The 18,062-nt window shown below is 69.6% G+C and carries 12 protein-coding genes and 1 pseudogene; 3 read left to right on the forward strand and 10 right to left on the reverse strand.

What is annotated here, in order from left to right:
• From GONAM_RS22825 to aspS, 8 genes and pseudogenes are all read right to left on the reverse strand, one after another.
• A pseudogene (locus GONAM_RS22825) lies at window positions 1–269 on the reverse strand (endolytic transglycosylase MltG); the annotation flags it as partial.
• A 40-nt stretch (window positions 270–309) separates the two neighbouring features.
• Window positions 310–741: a Holliday junction resolvase RuvX gene (gene ruvX, locus GONAM_RS08500; RefSeq protein WP_006866349.1), complete on the reverse strand. Its 432-nt coding sequence runs from the start codon at window positions 739–741 to the stop codon at window positions 310–312.
• Window positions 741–3,416 (reverse strand): alanine--tRNA ligase, encoded by a 2,676-nt coding sequence (alaS, locus tag GONAM_RS08505; RefSeq protein WP_006866350.1) that lies wholly within the window; start codon window positions 3,414–3,416, stop codon window positions 741–743. Before alaS ends, ruvX begins: the two co-directional genes overlap by 1 nt.
• A 101-nt stretch (window positions 3,417–3,517) precedes the next feature.
• Window positions 3,518–4,891 (reverse strand): replication-associated recombination protein A, encoded by a 1,374-nt coding sequence (locus GONAM_RS08510; protein WP_006866351.1) that lies wholly within the window; start codon window positions 4,889–4,891, stop codon window positions 3,518–3,520.
• Between the two features lie 7 nt (window positions 4,892–4,898).
• Entirely contained in the window at window positions 4,899–6,137 is a 1,239-nt protein-coding gene (locus GONAM_RS08515; RefSeq protein WP_006866352.1) for an aminoglycoside phosphotransferase/kinase family protein, read from the reverse strand.
• 131 nt (window positions 6,138–6,268) lie between these two features.
• Window positions 6,269–7,228 (reverse strand): transglutaminase family protein, encoded by a 960-nt coding sequence (locus tag GONAM_RS08520; RefSeq protein ID WP_006866353.1) that lies wholly within the window; start codon window positions 7,226–7,228, stop codon window positions 6,269–6,271.
• Window positions 7,225–9,981 carry a circularly permuted type 2 ATP-grasp protein gene (locus tag GONAM_RS08525; protein WP_040535831.1) on the reverse strand — a complete coding sequence of 919 codons (2,757 nt, stop codon included), beginning with the start codon at window positions 9,979–9,981 and terminating at the stop codon, window positions 7,225–7,227. Before GONAM_RS08525 ends, GONAM_RS08520 begins: the two co-directional genes overlap by 4 nt.
• 160 nt (window positions 9,982–10,141) lie before the next feature.
• The gene (aspS, locus tag GONAM_RS08530; RefSeq protein WP_006866355.1) at window positions 10,142–11,959 is read right to left on the reverse strand and encodes an aspartate--tRNA ligase; all 1,818 of its coding nucleotides are present in this window, start codon (window positions 11,957–11,959) and stop codon (window positions 10,142–10,144) included.
• A 193-nt stretch (window positions 11,960–12,152) separates the two neighbouring features.
• Here aspS and ypfJ point away from each other — a divergent pair, with 193 nt between their 5' ends.
• A complete protein-coding gene (ypfJ, locus tag GONAM_RS08535; RefSeq protein WP_006866356.1) occupies window positions 12,153–13,016 on the forward strand; it encodes a KPN_02809 family neutral zinc metallopeptidase in 864 nt (287 codons plus the stop codon).
• Window positions 13,017–13,028: 12 nt separating this feature from the next.
• Window positions 13,029–14,717: a DUF885 domain-containing protein gene (locus GONAM_RS08540; RefSeq protein WP_006866357.1), complete on the forward strand. Its 1,689-nt coding sequence runs from the start codon at window positions 13,029–13,031 to the stop codon at window positions 14,715–14,717.
• A gap of 76 nt (window positions 14,718–14,793) precedes the next feature.
• Here GONAM_RS08540 and hisS read toward each other — a convergent pair whose 3' ends face one another.
• Window positions 14,794–16,059 carry a histidine--tRNA ligase gene (gene hisS, locus GONAM_RS08545; RefSeq protein WP_006866358.1) on the reverse strand — a complete coding sequence of 422 codons (1,266 nt, stop codon included), beginning with the start codon at window positions 16,057–16,059 and terminating at the stop codon, window positions 14,794–14,796.
• Window positions 16,056–16,805: an MBL fold metallo-hydrolase gene (locus GONAM_RS08550; RefSeq protein WP_006866359.1), complete on the reverse strand. Its 750-nt coding sequence runs from the start codon at window positions 16,803–16,805 to the stop codon at window positions 16,056–16,058. Before GONAM_RS08550 ends, hisS begins: the two co-directional genes overlap by 4 nt.
• A gap of 256 nt (window positions 16,806–17,061) precedes the next feature.
• On the opposite strand from GONAM_RS08550, the gene GONAM_RS08555 reads away from it, so the two are divergent.
• Entirely contained in the window at window positions 17,062–17,982 is a 921-nt protein-coding gene (locus GONAM_RS08555; RefSeq protein ID WP_006866360.1) for a peptidylprolyl isomerase, read from the forward strand.
• The last annotated feature ends 80 nt before the right edge of the window (window positions 17,983–18,062 follow it).

Here is an 18,062-nt window from a genome sequence, read left to right on the forward strand (position 1 = left end):
GGGGGCTGACCGCCCGGCGGGATCCGGACGGGCTGCGCACGACCCGGAATCCCACCCGGCCGACCACCCTGGGCCGGGGGTGTGGGCTCTCCGGGTGGCGCGGGCGGGGCCGCACGCCGACGACGGTGCCGGGTGTGCGGCGCTCCCTCGCCGGGTTGCGTGAAGTACCGCAGACGCTCCGGATCCATGCCCTCGGCACCGCTCTGGTGCGCGTCGGCACGGCGTCCCTGGCTGTCCCGGTGTCGCGTGCGACGCCGTTCTTCGGTCACCGCCGGCTCCCCTCCCGACTCTGTCGAGGGACCATCGGACTCACCGTCGCGCATCCAGCCATCCCTGAAGGATAGCTACCGCGGCCGCTTGGTCGATGACTCCTCGAGATGACTTCACCGTCCGGCCGCTCGCGTGCAGGGCTTGCTGCGCGGTCACGGTGGTGAATCGTTCGTCCTGCCAATGCACCTCGGCCGGCGCGATGCGCTCGGCGAGTCGATCACCGAAGGCGCGCGCGGTCTCCGCCGCGACCCCGGTGGTGTTCTTCAGCGTCTTCGGTAGCCCGATGACGACCCCGATCGCCTCGTATTCGACGACGAGTTCCACGATCCGATCGAGATCGGTTGTGGCGGAAGGTGTTCGACGTACGGTCTCCACCGGGGTGGCGAGGATCCCGTCGGGGTCGCAGACCGCGACGCCGATCCGAACGCTCCCGACGTCGATGCCGAGGCGGCGGCCTCGTTGCAGCGGCATCAGCCGACGAACTCGCGGATACGCGACAGGGCGGCGTCGATCCCGCCGGGTTCGGTTCCCGATCCCTGGGCGAGATCGGGCTTGCCACCACCGCGTCCGCCGACGAGCGGTGCCACCTCCTTGACGAGGTCACCGGCCTTGATGCCGGCGTCGCGGGCGGCGGGGGTCGTGGCGATCACGAAGGGCACCTTGGCATCCGGTCCGTCGCCGCTCGGCGAGAACAGAGCGATCACGGCCTGGCGGTCGGCCACCCGGCCGCGCAGATCGGTGACGACCGAACGCAATCCGTTGGCGTCGAGTCCGGGGACACGCCCCTCGACCACGAGCGTGGAACCCACGGTGGTCGCGGTGTCGAGGAGACCGGACACGGCCGCCTGCGCCTGCTCGGCGCGCACCCGCGCGAGTTCCTTCTCGGCGTCGCGCAGCTTGGTGACGAGTTGCTCGACGCGTCCGGGCACCTCCTCCGAGGGCACCTTCAGCGAGGACGCCAGACCGGCGAGCAGTGCACGCTCCTTGGACAGGAAGCGGAACGAGTCCATGCCGACGTAGGCCTCGACGCGGCGCACACCGGAACCGACGGAGGACTCGCCGATCAGGGTGATCGGGCCGATCTGCGACGACGACACGACATGCGTGCCGCCGCACAGCTCCATCGAGAACGGGCCGCCGATCTCGACGACGCGCACGACGTCGCCGTAGTTCTCGCCGAAGAGCGCCATCGCGCCCATCGCCTTCGCCTCGTTCAGTCCGGTCTCGAAGGTGTTGACCTGGTAGTTGGCCTCGACCGCGGCGTTGGCGATCTCCTCGATCTCCCGACGCTGCGACTCCGTGACCGGGCCGCTGGCGTTGAAGTCGAAACGCAGGTAGCCGGGACGGTTGAGCGAACCCGCCTGTGTCGCACCGGGTCCGAGCACCTCGCGCAGGGCGGCGTGCACCATGTGGGTGCCCGAGTGACCCTGGGTCGCGCCGTGACGCCATGCGGTGTCGACGGCGGCGAGAACCTCGTCGCCCTCCTCGATCTCGCCCTCGTCCACGCGGACCTTGTGCAGCCACACCGACTTCCCGAGCTTCTGCACGTCGGTGACGGACAGGCGCACACCGGAACCGGTGGTGATGGTGCCGACGTCGGCCATCTGCCCGCCAGACTCGGCGTAGAGCGGGGTCCGGTTGAGCACCACGGTGAGCTCCTGCCCGGCCGTCGCCACGGGTACCCGGGCGCCGTCGGCGACGAGACCGAGAACGCGTGCCTCGGAAACGAGTTCGTCGAAGCCGGTGAACTCGGTGGGTCCGCGGTCGAGGAAGTCGCGGTACACGCTCAGGTCGGCGTGCCCGGTCTTGCGGGCGGTCGCGTCGGCCTTGGCACGTTGCTTCTGCTCGGCCATCAGGGCGGTGAAGCCCTCCTGGTCGACCTCCAGCCCGGCCTCGGCCGCCATCTCGAGCGTGAGGTCGATCGGGAAGCCGTAGGTGTCGTGCAGGGTGAACGCGTCGGCACCGGTGATGGTGGTGCTCGCCGACTTCCTGGTGGCGGTCGCGGCGTCGGCGAACAGCTTGGAGCCGGCGGCGAGGGTCTTGGCGAAGGAGGTCTCCTCGCCCACCGCGACCTTCACGATGTCGGCGCGCTTGGTCTCGAGCTCGGGGTACGACGGGGCCATCAGGTCGATGACCTTGCCGATGATCGTGCCCATGGTGGCCTGGTTGTCGCCGGCGCCCAGCAAGCGCATCGAGCGGACGACGCGGCGCAGCAGGCGACGCAGCACGTAGCCGCGACCGTCGTTGCCGGGCAGCACGCCGTCGCCGATCAGCATCGCCGAGGTGCGGGCGTGGTCGGCGATCACACGGAAGCGCACGTCGTCGGCATGCGATCCGGCGCCGTAGGAGCGGCCGGTGAGTTCGGCGGCCAGGTCGATGATCGGCTTGAGCAGGTCGGTCTCGTAGACGTTGTCGACCCCCTGCAGGATGCAGGCGACGCGCTCGACACCCATGCCGGTGTCGATGTTCTTCTTCGGCAGGGGCCCGAGGATCTCGTAGTTGTCCTTGCCGCCGCCCGGGCCGCGGACGTTCTGCATGAACACGAGATTCCAGATCTCGATGTAGCGGTCCTCGTCGGCCTCCGGGCCGCCCTCGATGCCGTACTCGGGGCCGCGGTCGTAGAAGATCTCCGAACACGGACCACAGGGGCCGGGGACGCCCATCGACCAGTAGTTGTCCTTCAGGCCGCGACGCTGGATGCGCTCGGCGGGCACGCCGATCTCGTCCCGCCAGATCGCCTCGGCCTCGTCGTCGTCGAGATAGACGGTGGGCCACAGCTTCTGCGGGTCGATGCCGTAGCCGCCGTCTTCGACGCTGTTGGTCAGCAGGGTCCAGGCGAAGTTGATGGCCTCGCGCTTGAAGTAGTCGCCGAAGGAGAAGTTGCCCGCCATCTGGAAGAAGGTGTTGTGGCGGGTCGTGATGCCGACCTCGTCGATGTCGAGGGTGCGCACACACTTCTGGACGCTCGTCGCGCGTGCGTACGGCGGGGTCTGCTCGCCCAGGAAGTAGGGCTTGAACGGGACCATCCCGGCGTTGACGAACAGCAGGTTGGGGTCGTCGAGCAGCAGCGAGGCGCTGGGCACCTCGGTGTGGCCGGCCTTGATGAAGTGGTCCAGAAAACGCTTCCGGATGTCATGCGTCTGCACTGTTGGTCTCGTCCTCGCCGTTGGTTGTCGCGACATCCCAGAGTACCGTCGGCGCGTCGCGGAACCGGTCCCGGGCGTCATCCCCGGCACATCCGGCGTGATCAGCGGGATCGGCGGCGTGTGACGGCACCCCGGACGATGGATCTCAGGCGTGCCACGCGCGGCCCGATCTCGCGTTCGAGCCCGTGATCGGTGGGCTCGTAGTAGTCGACGCCGACGAGCTCGTCGGGCGGGTACTGCTGCGGCACCACGCCGTCGGGATGGTCGTGCGGGTAGCGGTAGGCGACGCCGTTGCCGAGCTTCTTGGCGCCCGCGTAGTGGCTGTCGCGCAGGTGGGCGGGCACCGCCCGGGCCTTGCCCGCCTCGACGTCGGCGAGCGCCGCGCCGATCGCCGACACCACACCGGCCGACTTCGGTGCGGTCGCCAGGTGGATCGTCGCCTGCGTCAGGGCCAGCTTGGCCTCCGGCATGCCCACGAGATTGACCACCTGTGCGGCGGCGACCGCGGTCTGCAGCGCGGTGGGATCTGCCATCCCGATGTCCTCGCTGGCATGGATCATCAGGCGCCGGGCGATGAAGCGCGGGTCCTCCCCCGCCGCGATCATCCGCGCCAGGTAGTGCACCGCGGCGTCGACGTCGGAGCCGCGGATCGACTTGATGAACGCGCTGGTCACGTCGTAGTGCTGGTCGCCGTCGCGGTCGTAGCGCACCGCCGCCCGGTCGATCGCCGTCTCGACGTCGGCGAGGTCGACGTGGGTGGTCGAGTCGGCGCTGGCCTCGAGTGCGGTCAGCGCGCGCCGGGCGTCGCCGCCGGCGACCGCCACCAGGTGGTCATAGGCGGCCTCGGTCACCTCGACCTGCCCGTCGAGGCCCCGCCGGTCGGCGACGGCCCGGGTCAGGACCTCACGGATGTCGTCGTCGGTGAGGGAACGCAACTGCAGCACGAGAGACCGCGACAGCAGTGGCGCCACGACGGAGAACGACGGGTTCTCGGTGGTCGCCGCCACCAGTAGCACGATCCGGTTCTCGACCGCGTCGAGCAGCGCATCCTGCTGGGTCTTGGAGAAGCGGTGGACCTCGTCGATGAACAGGACGGTCTGCTGACCGTCGATGAGTCGGCGACGGGCGATGTCGATGACGGCGCGTACCTCTTTGACGCCCGCCGACAGCGCGGACAGCGCCTCGAACCGGCCCCCGGTCGCACGCGCGATCAGCGACGCCATCGTCGTCTTGCCGGTGCCGGGCGGGCCGTAGAGCAGCACCGAGGCCGCACCCACACCGCTGATCAGGCGGCGCAGCGGCGAGCCGTCGCCGAGCAGGTGCTGCTGGCCGACGATCTCGTCGAGGGTCTGAGGGCGCATCCGGACCGCCAGCGGTGCCGTCGGTTTCGGTGCCGCGGTCAGGCCGTCGGCGCCGGGCGTCAACCCACCGGCTCCGGCCCCGGGATCCACGGGCGGGTCGAACAATCCGTCCACGAGCCGATCAGGCCATCCAGATGCGCTGCAACGCCAGACCCGTTGCAGTCGCGAAGTCGGCGATCTCGTCCTCGCCGGCCCGACCGGCGGCGGCCGCGAGGTCGGTCCAGCGGGACACGAGCACACGCGGGTCGTTGGTGTGCAGTGCCCAGTCGTGGGTGAAGCCGCCGGTGCTCTCGGTCGGGGTGCCCGCGGCGGAGTTCTGCAGGTCGGGATCGAACGGGGTGATCTCCAGGCTCGCCTCGGCGTCGGTGCCGGCATTCTCCGGGTCGACGAGGTCGGGATCGGCGGGCAGCATCCACGCGGTGGACAGCCACACCCACAACAACCGCGCGACGAGCACCTTGCGCTGCATCTCGCGCTCGTGCGCGAGGGTCGGCCAGATCGGGTTCACCTCCGACCGCCAGGCGTCGACCATCGACACCTCGAGGTCGGTGGCTCGGGCCGCAGCGCGCGCCGGCAGCTGCGCGGTCATGGTGACCACGGCGTAGGCGATGTCGAGGGTGGCGTCGCGGAAACCGCCCCACTCGTAATCCATGAACTGCACGCCGTCGTCGTTGAGCATGATGTTCTCGGGGCCGACGTCCGACGGGCTGAACGCGCGGTGCTCACCGTCGTCGAACAGGGCGGCGGCGGTCTCGAGAGCCTCGATCACGCGGTCCGGCACCTGCACGCCGAGCGCCGCGGCGTGTCCGCTGAGCGCCTCGACGGAGCGTCGGGCCTCGTCCCGGAGGATGTCGCGTCCCTCGGTGCCCGACGGGCCGCGACGGACCAGGGCGTGGAAGTCGATCTCGCCACCGACGGTCGCCGCGTGCATGCGGCCCAGGGCCTGACCCCAGGCGCTCACCGCGCGGGAGGTCTCCACCGGGTCGACACCGTCGAGGAACTCCAGCATCGACCGGCCGTGGCCGAGGTCGGAGAGCACCATGAGGCGCTGGTCCGGGTCGGAGGCGATGAGCTGCGGGCCCGGCCGCGACTCGTTCGGGAGCGCGGTGGCGTACTTGTACGAGGCGATCTCGCGGTGGAACGCCTGTGGGTCCTCGTGCTCGGGCAGCGCCTTGATCACCAGCGACCGGTCCAGGCTGAGTGGATTCTGCGCCACCCTCACCCGGACCACCGTCGTACGGCCGCTACCCCCGAGGTCCTCCGGGTCGTCGAGGACAACGGAGGAACCGGCGCGGTGTGACAGCAGCGCCTCTGCCGCCCGCACCACGCTGGTGATGCGGCTTTCAGTAATGACCGTCATGTCGTGTCCCAAGGTACCCGTTGCAACTCCGTCGCAACACCGTTGTTCATCCTTCTGTACGACCTCGTGACCGGTGAATCACGATTCAGTCACACCGATTCCGCTGCCTCCCAGCCGTTTAGCGGACCGGCTCACAAATCGTGCCGGGTTGCGCCCTCGGTGGACGCAACCGCGGGCGTCGTACCGGCCTCCGCCGGTTCGTCCTCGACCGGACTGACGTCGACCGAGACGTCGATGTGGCTCTTGGTGGAGTCGGTGTAAATGACCCCGCGCAGCGGCGGGACATCGTCGTAATCACGGCCCCAGGCCAGGGTCACGTGGCGCTCGTCGACCAGTTTGTCGTTGGTCGGGTCGAACGGCAGCCAGCGGTCGTCGGGCATCCACACCGCCGCCCACGCGTGGCTGGCGTCGGCGCCGAAGATCTTCTCCTTGCCCGGCGGCGGGTCGGTCGCCAGGTAGCCCGACTCGTAGCGGGCGGCGAGCCCGACCGAGCGCAGGCACGCGATCGCGACCCGGGCGAAGTCCTGACAGACGCCCTCGCGCCGCTGCATCACCGTGTCGACCTTCGTCGAGATCGCCGTCGACCCGGAGCGGTAGGTGAAGTCGTCGAAGATCCTCGTGGTGAGGTCGGTGACGGCCTCGATCAGCGGTCGCCCGGGGGTGAACACCTGAGCGGCGTAGTCGTGCACCGAGGCGGTGATCTCCGGCGGCTCGAGGTCGAGGACGAATTCGGCGGCGAGGGCGGCCTCGCGGCTCTCGACGACCGCCGGACGCGCGGACTCCCACGGTGCCCGCGCCGCCGGCCCGATGAGCATGCCCTGGTCGACGCCGTCCACCTCGACCACCGAGCGCGCGGTGACGGTGAGCTCCCGATGGGCGGTGCGCACGTGGAAGTAGGTGTCGTTGTTGCCGTAGACATCGATGCCCGTCGACCGGTCGTCGGGCTCGGGTTCGATGTCGACGGTGGCCGAGAGCACCCGCTGCCCTGGAAGGTCGCGCGGGGTCAGGTAGCAGCGGCCGTACGACGAGGACACGTCGTCGTTGTAGGTGTACCGGGTGCGATGCATGACCCGGTAGACGCGAGTGGTCACATCTCACCCCCGCCCCAGATCGGTTGCGCCTGGCGCGGCACGGCGAAGCGGGTCCGGCTGAGCAGGTCGGACAGGTCGCGGGAACCGGTCCGCAGCGTGCTCATCAGCTCCGCGAGGTCGGTCCGGCTGCCCTGCGAGTCGACGCCGGCGAGGTCGGCCGGTCCGCTCCGGCGCAGCTCGGCGATCATGTCCTGCACTCCTCGTTCGGCCCCGGCCGAACGGAGCGGTTCGGGGACCGAGGTCAGATCGTGGTTCATCTTCTCGAGCTGGAAGATCATCGAGCGCGGGTTGGTCGGGTCGAACAGCAGCAGCTCGGCGACATTCGCGAACCGGTACAGACCGCGGTTGCGACGCCGGTAGATCACCGACGACTCGTTGGCGGCCAGGTACGACTCCAGCAACGCCTGTTCGACGTCGGTGTCGTGGCCCTCCGTGAACATCGCCCGGGTGAGGTCGGCGAGAGTGATCGCACGCTCGATGCGTCGACCCAGGTCCATGAACATCCAACCCGGATCGTGGACCATCGACTCCTCCTGGAGTCCGGTCAGCGCGAGCACGCCGTGCAGGATCTCTTCGTGCGCCCGTCCGAGGTCGGGACCGAGGTCGAGGGCGGCGTCGCCCAGACCCTCGGTGCCCGCGTCGGAGGCATCGGCCCGCGATCGGGCGACCAGGCGTGCGGTGCTCGCGACGATGCGTTCGACGGGCGCCAGGACCATCCATGTGCTGGTCGACATCTGATCGCGGACCGCGCGGGCGGAGGCGACGAGGCGCTCGACCGAGTACGCGACCGAGCCCGGGATCGAGCGGGCGACGGTGAGGTCGGCGATCTTCTCGATGGCCTCGTTGACCTGATCCGGCGAGGGCTGGCGGTCGGTGTCCGACAGCAACAGATCCGCGGTGTCGAGGTAGCCGTCGGTGCCGGTGATCGTCGCGACCGCATGCAGCAACAGCGGCACCGCCGGGGTCCCCGACATCCACGGCCGGTACTGGAAGTCCTGGTAGCGCTGGCGGGAGACCTTCGCGAGGCGGGTGACCTGCTCGGTGCGCTCGGCGTAGCGACCGAGCCAGAACAGGTCGGCGAGCACACGCGGGCTCGCGGCGGCCGCGACCTCGGAGTACTCGAGCGACACGGGACGCCCCGCCTCCGGGATGACCTCACCGGCGGGTTCGACGCGGGTCTCCGAGCGGCGCGACACGTGGCCGCCGACCTCGGTGCTGGTGACCCAGACGTCCTTGGCCGCCACGATGTGGTGGGCGGCCCCTTCGACACCGTCGGCCAGGACGGCGCCGAGACCACCGGGCATCACGGCATAGGTGGGCCCCTGCGCGACGCTGAACGCGCGTATGGACACGGGCGCGGCGCGAAGTGCGGTGGTGTGGCGTCCGGGCCGGGAGCCCGCGGTGATGGTCGGCGCCACGGAGTAGGCGTCGAGTTCGCGTCCGACCCATTGCCAGGTCTGCGCGTCGATCCGCGCGGCGACCTCGGCGCGGGTCCGCGCGTCGAGCAGCGGACCGATGAACTCCTCGTCGGTGCGGGTGTTGGTGAGCACCAGCGACCCGATCCGGCTCTGGATCTTGCTGCGCTGCAGGTCATCTCCGGCCCAGTACGTGGTGACCGAGCCGAGCGCGAGCTCCTCGTCGAGGAGGACGGGTGCGAGACGTTCGAGGACCGTGTGCAGGGCGGGGTTCTCGAGGACACCGGAACCGAGTGTGTTCAGCACGGTGACGTTACCGCGTGAGATCGCCTCGACGAGACCGGCGACGCCCAGCCGGGAGTCGGTCCGAAGATCGAGTGGATCGGCGTAGGCGGCGTCGACGCGTCGCAGGAGGACGTCGACGCGCTTGTACCGCCCGAGGGAACGCATGTAGACCGCGCCGTCGCGCACGGTGAGGTCCGCACCCTCCACCAGCGGATAGCCGAGAGCCGACGCGAGATAGGCCTGGTCGAACGCGGTCTCGGACATGCTGCCCGGGCTCAGCACGGCGACCGTCGGGTCGTCGACGCCGGGTGGGGCGTACTCGGCGAGCGCGAGGCGCATCGTCCCGGCGAAACCGGTCACCGGACGCGGCGCGCAGGCCTGGAAGAGCTGCGGGAGGGTCTTGGTCAGCAGGCGCCGGCCGACGATCGAGAACCCGATGCCCGACGGGGCCTGAGTGCGGTCGCGGTAGACCACGAACCGGCCGTCGGCCGCACGCGAGACGTCGACCGCGTGCTGGAACAGGGCGTGGGGTCCGGCGACCTCGAGGCGTGCCGCCTTGCGGATGTAACCGGGGTGGCCGAAGACCATCTCGGGCGCCACGAGACCGGAGGTGATGGTCTTCTGGTCGCGGTAGAGATCGCGCAGCAGCAGATCGAGCAGCATCGAGCGCTGGGTGATCGCCTTCTCCAGCTCGGCCCACTCGACGCCGTCGACGATGAGCGGCACCGCGTCGATGTCCCAGTCGCGGGTGTGGGTGGTCTGGCCGTCGAACTCGTTGTAGACCACACCGTCGTCGCGGCCGGCCGCGGCGACCCGGTCCGCGGAGTCGCGTAGGCGGCTGTCACCGCGCCGCTGATACAGCTGCACGAGTTCTTCCCAGGCGGGACGGACCATGCCGGCGGAGTCGAGGAGCTCGTCGTAGTGGGCACCGGAGACGAGGTCGGGAGCACCGGGCCCGGCGAGATCGAACAGGGTGTAACCCTCGTCACGGTAACGGTCGAAAACCGGCGATGCATCGAACACCGCAGAAGCGTTGCCCGGTGTGGAGGTCACCGAAGAACTGTACGTGCCCGCCGAAAATCGAGGATCCCGGGGACCCGAAGTCGATGGCCTGCCGGGCCTGTCGTTTCCGAAGCAATCCGCCGTCGGACCCACCGAGACGACAGCGGTGGCCGAACTCACGCTCGGCCACCGCTTTTCGTTGCTCCGGGGTCTACTTGTCGGCTGCTGCCCTCTCGGCCGCACCCTCGGCCTGCTCGGCTCCGCCACGCGGTGCCGGCTTGGCGTCGATACCCGACTCCTTGCGCTGCTGCGGGGTGATCGCCGCGGGTGCATCGGTCAGCGGGTCGACGCCGCCGCCGGACTTCGGGAAGGCGATGACCTCGCGGATGGAGGACTCACCGGCGAGCAGCGCGGTGATGCGGTCCCAGCCGAAGGCGATGCCGCCGTGCGGCGGGGCGCCGTAGGCGAAGGCGTCGAGGAGGAAGCCGAACTTCTCCTGCGCCTCGTCGTGGCCGATGCCCATGATCTCGAAGACGCGTTCCTGGACGTCGCGCTGGTGGATACGGATCGAGCCGCCGCCGATCTCGTTGCCGTTGCAGACGATGTCGTAGGCGTAGGCCAGTGCCTCGCCCGGATCGGTGTCGAGCTTCTCGATCGACTCCGGCTTGGGCGAGGTGAAGGCGTGGTGCACCGCGGTCCAGGCCGAGTGGCCGAGGGCGACGTCACCGGAGGCGGTGGCGTCGGCGGTCGGCTCGAACATCGGGGCGTCGACGACCCAGGTGAATGCCCAGTCGCCTTCCTTGATCAGGCCTAGCTTCGAGGCGATCTCGCCGCGGGCCGCACCGAGCAGCGCGCGGGTCGGCTTGACCTCGCCGGCACCGAAGAAGACGCAGTCGCCGGGCTGCGCGCCGACATGGGCGGCGAGACCGGCGCGCTCCTCCTCGGACAGGTTCTTGGCGACCGGGCCGGACAGCGTGCCGTCCTCGGCGATGAGCACGTAGGCGAGGCCACGGGCGCCGCGCTGCTTGGCCCACTCCTGCCAGGCGTCGAGCTGACGACGCGGCTGCGAGGCACCGCCCGGCATGACGACGGCGCCGACGTACGGGGCCTGGAAGACGCGGAACGGGGTGTCCTTGAAGTACTCGGCGCACTCGACGAGTTCGATGCCGAACCGCAGATCCGGCTTGTCCGAGCCGTAGCGACGCATTGCGTCGGCGTAGGTCATGCGCGGGATCGGGGTCGAGATGTCGACGCCGATCAGCTTCCACAGCGCCACCAGGATCTCCTCGGCGACCGCGATGACGTCGTCCTGGTCGACGAAGCTCATCTCGATGTCGAGCTGGGTGAACTCGGGCTGACGGTCGGCGCGGAAATCCTCGTCGCGGTAGCAGCGCGCGATCTGGTAGTAGCGCTCCATGCCCGCCACCATCAGCAGCTGCTTGAACAGCTGCGGGCTCTGCGGCAGGGCGTAGAAGGTGCCGGGCTGCAGACGCGCGGGCACCAAGAAGTCGCGGGCGCCCTCGGGCGTCGAGCGGGTCAGCGTCGGGGTCTCGACCTCCACGAAGTCGTGGGCGGCGAGGACACCGCGGGCGGCGGCGTTGGCCTTAGAGCGCAGACGCAGCGCGGCGCTCGGGCCCTCGCGACGGAGGTCGAGGTAGCGGTGACGCAGACGCGCCTCCTCACCCGGCGACTCGTCGAGCTGGAACGGCAGCGGTGCCGACTCGTTGAGCACCTCGAGTTCGACGGCGTTGATCTCGATCTCGCCGGAGCTCAGGTTCGGGTTCTCGCTGCCCTCGGGACGGACCTCGACCACGCCGGTGACGGCGACGCAGTACTCGGCGCGCAGGCGGTGGGCGGCCGCGGCGACCGACTCCTCGCGGAACACCACCTGCACCAGGCCGGTGGAGTCGCGCAGGTCGATGAACACCACACCGCCGTGGTCGCGTCGGCGCGCGACCCAACCGGCGACGGTGACGGTCTGCGACGCGTCGGCCCGGCGCACCGAACCTGCGGAATGCGTGCGGAGCACTGAGAGTCCTTCCCAACGTCATGCGGCCGGCCCGGTCTCCCGGGCGGCGTCGGAGGCGTTGTTTGTGTCGGCTTGTTCGTGACCCGGCGGAAACGCAGGCCAGGTACCCATCGTGCCGCATCGGCGTCGGTGTCCTGAACCCGGCCACCCGGAGATGTCCGGTTCGCGCACCGCATCGTGCCAGAATGACCGCGTGACATTCCAAGGCAGCGGATCGATCGGCACCGGCAACGTCTCCGGCGGTGGCGGCGGAGGTGGCGGTGTCGGGCGGATCGCGCTCGGCGGTGGTGCGGGTCTGATCATCACGATCGTGGCCCTGCTGTTCGGCGTGAACCCCGGCGAACTCCTCGGCAGCCAGGCTCCGCAGCAGGGCACCTCGTCGGATGCGGCCGAGATCCAGCAGCAACTCGACTCCTGCACCTGGGAGATGGCCAACGAGAACACCATCTGCCGGATCAAGGCGACCACCGTCAGCCTCGACGAGGTGTGGTCGGAACTCATGCCGGGTTATCAGCCGCCGAAGACGGTCATCTTCGCCGACTCGGTGAACACCGGGTGTGGCGCGGCGAGTGCCGCGACCGGCCCGTTCTACTGCCCCGCCGACCGGACCGCCTACTTCGATCCGTCGTTCTTCACGCAGTTGCGCCGCATGGGCGGCAGCGACGGCCCCCTCGCCCAGGAGTACGTGGTGGCCCACGAGTACGGCCACCACGTGCAGAACCTGACCGGCGCCCTGGCCAAAGGCCAGCGGATGGGCTCGCAGGGACCGCGGTCGGGTTCGGTGCGCGTGGAGCTGCAGGCCGACTGCCTCGCCGGCGTCTGGGCCCAGCACGCCGACAACGGTCCCGACGCGCTGCTCGCCCCCATCTCCGAGCAGCAGATCGCGACCGTCATCCAGACCGCGAAGGCGATCGGCGACGACACCATCCAGGGTCCCGGCTCCAACCCCGAGGGCTGGACGCACGGCTCGGCCACGCAGCGCGCGAAGTGGTTCGGCATCGGCTACCAGTCCGGCGACCCCAACCGGTGCGACACCTTCGCGACCAACGATCTCTGACGCGACCGGCAGATGACCCCCACCGCCGCGACCCCCACGAGCCCCCGCGAACGCACCGAGGTGGATGCGATCGCCGAGGCGCACCTCGACCGGTTGTGTGAACTCGATCCCCTGCTCGGCACCGAGATCGGCCACGGCGAGCACGACGACGCCCTGACCGACTTCTCCGCGCAGGCCTGTGCCGAACGGGCCGCGGTTGCCGCCGACACCCTGGCGAGGCTCGGCAAGGCACCCGTCGTCGACGCGATCGACCGGGTGACGGTCGCGACGATGTCCGCGTCGCTGCGACGCGAACTCGCCCTCGCCGACGCCGGCGAGCACATCGGCGAATGCAACGTCATCGCCTCACCGCTCCAGGCGCTGCGCGACATCTTCGACCTGATGCCCACCGACACCCGCGCCGACCGAGAGGTGTTCCTCGCCCGGCTCACCGCGATCCCGGGTGCGCTGAACCGCGCCGTCGACGGCCTGGCGCACCGCCTCCGGCACGGTCCCCCGGTCGCGCGCCGACAGGTCGCGGCCGTGGTGCGACAGGCCGATTCGGCCACCGACGCCATCACCGACAACACCGCGTCGATCGCCGCCGACCCTGCGCTCGCCGGCACGCTCGGCACCGCCCTCGACGCGGCCCGCACCGCGTTCGGCACGTTCGCCAACTATCTCGAGACCGAGGTCCTACCGGCCTCCGTCGACGACGACGCGGTGGGCCGGGATCGTTATCTGCTGCACCTGCCGTCGTATCTCGGCGCCGACGCCGACCCCGAGGACGCCTACGCCTGGGCGCTGACCCGCCTCGAGCAGATCGTCGCCGAACAGCACGAGATCGCCGAGTCTCTCCTGCCCGGACGCGGCGTCGCCGAAGCACTCGCCTGGCTGGATCGCCAGCCGCAGTACCAGATCCACGACCGCCACGAGTTCGTCGACTGGATGCAGGAGACCTCCGACGCCGCCGTCACCGGACTCGCCGGGCGGCACTTCGACATCCCCGCCCGCCTGTCCCGGCTCGAATGCCGACTCGCGCCGTCGTCGACGGGGATCATCTACTACACCCAGCCGACCGCCGATCTGTCGCGCCCGGGCCGGATGTGGTGGGCGGTTCCCGACGACCAGACCGTCTTCCACACGTGGCAGGAGAAGACGACCGTCTACCACGAGGGCGTCCCCGGCCATCACCTCCAACTCGGTTCGGCCATCGTCGATCCCGACCTGAACGCCTGGCGCAAACTGGCGTCGTTCACCTCGGGTCACGGTGAGGGCTGGGCTCTCTACGCCGAAAGGCTGATGGACGAACTCGGCTGGCTCGAGGACCCGGGCGACCGCATGGGCATGCTCGACTCGCAGCGACTGCGCGCGGCGCGGGTGGTCGTCGACATCGGTGTGCACTGCCGCCTGCCCGCGCCGGAGTCCCTGGGCGGCGGGATCTGGGACGCCGACAAGGCGTGGGAGTTCCTGACCGCCTCGGTGGCCATGGACCATTCCGTGCTGCGCTTCGAACTCGACCGTTACCTCGGCTGGCCGGGACAAGCACCGTCGTATGCTCTGGGACAACGGGTCTGGGAGCAGACGCGGCACGCCGCCCTCAGCGCTCACCCGGAATGGACATTGAAGGACTTCCACTCGCGCGCACTGGCTCTGGGCGGGGTGTCGCTGGATGTGCTGGCCGACGAGATGACCCGCGACGGCGACGAAATCCGCCCCTAGAAAGCACCCTCCAGAGGACCGGCGCCGACGATATGTCGGCAGCCGACCTGTGGAGGGCGGATCTCAGGGGCGCTTTTCAGCCCAGGAGTCGGGTGACCTCGGTGACGAGATCGTCGAGCGAGATCCGGTGCTGCTCACCGTTGCTCAGGTCCTTGACCTCGACCTGGCGCTCCGCGAGTTCGTTCTCGCCGAGGACCAGGGCCAGGCGGGCGCCGGAACGGTCGGCGGCCTTCATCGCACCCTTGAGTCCGCGGTCACCGTAGGCGAGGTCGACGCTGATGCCCGCGGCCCGCAAAGCGCCTGCGACGCCAACCAGTTCGGCCTTGGCGTCCGGGCCGAGCGGGACACCGAAGACCTGGCAGCGCGCCGCCTGCGTGCCGGCGACACCCTCGGCCTCGAGGGCCAGCATCGTGCGGTCGACTCCGATGCCGAAGCCGATGCCCGAGAGGTCCTGCTTCGCGCCGAGCTGACGCATGAGGCCGTCGTAGCGACCACCGCCGCCGATCCCCGACTGCGCACCGAGGCCGTCGTGGACGAACTCGAAGGTGGTCTTGGTGTAGTAGTCGAGACCGCGTACGAGCCGCGGGTTGATCTCGTAGGCGACGCCGAGCCGGTCGAGGTTGGCGAGCACGAGATCGAAGTGCGCCTTCGCCTCGTCGGACAGATAGTCGATCAGCAGCGGCGCGTTCGCGGTCGCCTCTTTGATCTCCGGGCGCTTGTCATCGAGCACCCGCAGCGGGTTGATCTCGGCGCGCTTGCGGGTCGCCTCGTCGAGGTCGAGCTTGAACAGGAACTCCTGCAACGCCTCCCGGTAGCGGGGACGGCTCGCATCGTCGCCGAGTGAGGTGATCTCGAGGCGGTAGCCGGAGAGTCCGAGACGCTTGTAGCCCTCGTCGGCGACGGCCACGACCTCGGCGTCGAGTGCCGGGTCATCGACGCCGATGGCCTCGACGCCGACCTGCTGCAGCTGGCGGTAGCGACCGGTCTGCGGCTTCTCGTAGCGGAAGAACGGTCCTGCGTAGCAGACCTTGACCGGCAGCTGACCGCGGTCGAGTCCGTGCTGGATGACCGCGCGCACCACACCCGCAGTGCCCTCGGGGCGCAGCGTCACCGACCGGTCACCGCGGTCGTTGAACGTGTACATCTCCTTGCTGACGACATCGGTCGACTCGCCGACGCCGCGGGCGAACAGCGCGGTGTCCTCGAAGATCGGCAGCTCGATGTGCCCGTATCCCGCACGACGCGCCGCGTCGGTGAGCGTGTCCCGCACCTTCCGGAAATCCGCCGAGTTCGGCGGGAAGTAGTCCGGGATGCCCCGGGGTGCCTGAAATGCTCCGCTCACAGTCCGTGTCGTCCCTTCGGTCGATCAGTCGCGATGGTGGTGTCGGTTCCCGGAGCCCGCAGGTCGACCAGGAAGGGGTTGGTGGCGCGTTCTTGCGCGATGGTGGTCTGCGGCCCGTGGCCGGGCAGCACCAGGGTGTCGTCGGGCATCGGCAGCAGCTTCGCGGCGATGGAGTCGAGCAGCTGCTGGTGGCTGCCGCCGGGCAGGTCGGTGCGTCCGATGGAGCCGGCGAACAGCACGTCGCCGGAGAAGCAGACCGGCACGGTCGTCGGGGCGTCGGACTCCGACTCCCCCGGTACGTCCACGTCGACGGTCAGTAGGACCGAACCCTGGGTGTGGCCGGGTGCGAGGTCCACTGCGAAATGAATGCCGGCGAGCTCGACCGGTTCACCGTCGTCGAACTCGATGACCTTCTCCGGCTCGCGGAACTTCTCGTCGCCGATCATCGCGCCGAGTGCCCGCCCGATGCCCAGACCGGGGTCGGTCAGCATCGGCCGGTCGGCGGCATGGATGTAGGCGGGGATGGAGTACTCGTCACAGAGTTGGGTGGCGTTCCAGGTGTGGTCCAGGTGCCCGTGGGTCAGCAGAACGGCGATCGGGGTGAGGTCGTGCTCGGCGAGCAGCTCGCGCACGCGGGGCGCGGCGTCCTGACCCGGGTCGATGATCACCGCATCCGATCCGGCTTCGGCCGCCACGAGGTAGCAGTTCGTCTGAAACATGCCGGCGGGGAATCCGGTGATCAGCATGGCACTCCTCGAGGGTGTCGGCGGGTTCGCGGGTCCCTCCTATTGTGTCCTAGCTGCCCACGGCGACCGACAGCCGGTTCTCCACGCGTCGTTTCACCGACCGCGACACCCCACTCCAACACCCGCTGAGCGACGTTCTCAGGTACAACTGGCACACTTGCCTCTCGAGTAAGTGACATCCGCGCAGATTGTCGGCACGACGATGCTGTACAGCTGAGACGGCACCAGGTGCCGGGATTCAGGAGGATCCACCCGCGTGACCACCAATGAGGAGCGCCGCGAGGCAGCGAAGCGGAAACTCGAGGAACGCCTCGAAACCGAGCGCCTCGCCCGGCGCAAGCGGAAGATCGTCATCGCCTCGGTCTCGACTGCCGTCGTGGTCGCCGTCGTCGCCGGCGTGACCGCCGTCGTGGTGAAGAAGATCATGGACGACCGCGAGGCCGCCCGCTGGACGAGCTGCGCCTTCGAGGACGCACCGAGCCGCTTCGACCAGCTCCCCGACCAGGTTCCCGACAACGTGCCGGCCGACCAGCGTCCGCAATACCAGGCCGAACTCGACGAGCTGAAGGCTGCCGCGAAGAACGAGCGCAAGTCCCCCAGGCCCGACGACAAGGTCCTGAAGTCCGGCACCGAGCAGGCCACCTTCACGACCACCCAGGGCGTCCTGCCGATCACGCTGGAGCGTGACGGCGCCCCCTGCAACGTCGCCGCGGTCACCTCGCTGATCGAGAACAAGTTCTACGACGACACCACCTGCCATCGCATGACCACCAGCGACAAGCTGAAGATCCTGCAGTGCGGCGACCCCACCGGCACCGGCATGAGCGGTCCCGGCTGGACCAGCCCCGACGAGCCGCCGACGGACCTGAAGAAGGTCGGGCAGCCCGATCCGATGAGCGGATCGCAGCCGGTCGTGTACCCGCGCGGCACCGTGGCCATCGCCAACAGCAGCCAGGGCGGCCAGAACCCGAACACCGGGTCGAGCCAGCTGTTCATCGTCATCAACGACAGCGAGCTGGGTCCCGACTACTCCATCGTGGGCAAGGTCGACGAGCCCGGACTCGCCGTGCTGGACAAGATCTACGAGGGCGGGATCACCCCCGGCCCGGCCGGCAGCCAGCCCGGTGACGGCAAGCCGAAGACCCCGGTGACCGTCGAGACCGCGGTCATCGACTAGCGAAAAGCGCTGCAAGAACGAAGATCCCGTTGCGTTTTGTCCCGGTCTCCGGGACGAAACGCAACGGGATCTCTGGTTTC

This window comes from Gordonia namibiensis NBRC 108229 (assembly GCF_000298235.1).
GTDB lineage: Bacteria > Actinomycetota > Actinomycetes > Mycobacteriales > Mycobacteriaceae > Gordonia > Gordonia namibiensis.

Coding starts and splice junctions, on each gene's coding strand:
- ruvX (WP_006866349.1), bottom strand. CDS start 741: ATGCCGCTGCAACGAGGCCGCCGCCTCGGCATCGACGTCGGGAGCGTT.
- GONAM_RS08515 (WP_006866352.1), bottom strand. CDS start 6,137: ATGACGGTCATTACTGAAAGCCGCATCACCAGCGTGGTGCGGGCGGCA.
- GONAM_RS08540 (WP_006866357.1), top strand. CDS start 13,029: ATGACCCCCACCGCCGCGACCCCCACGAGCCCCCGCGAACGCACCGAG.
- GONAM_RS08550 (WP_006866359.1), bottom strand. CDS start 16,805: ATGCTGATCACCGGATTCCCCGCCGGCATGTTTCAGACGAACTGCTAC.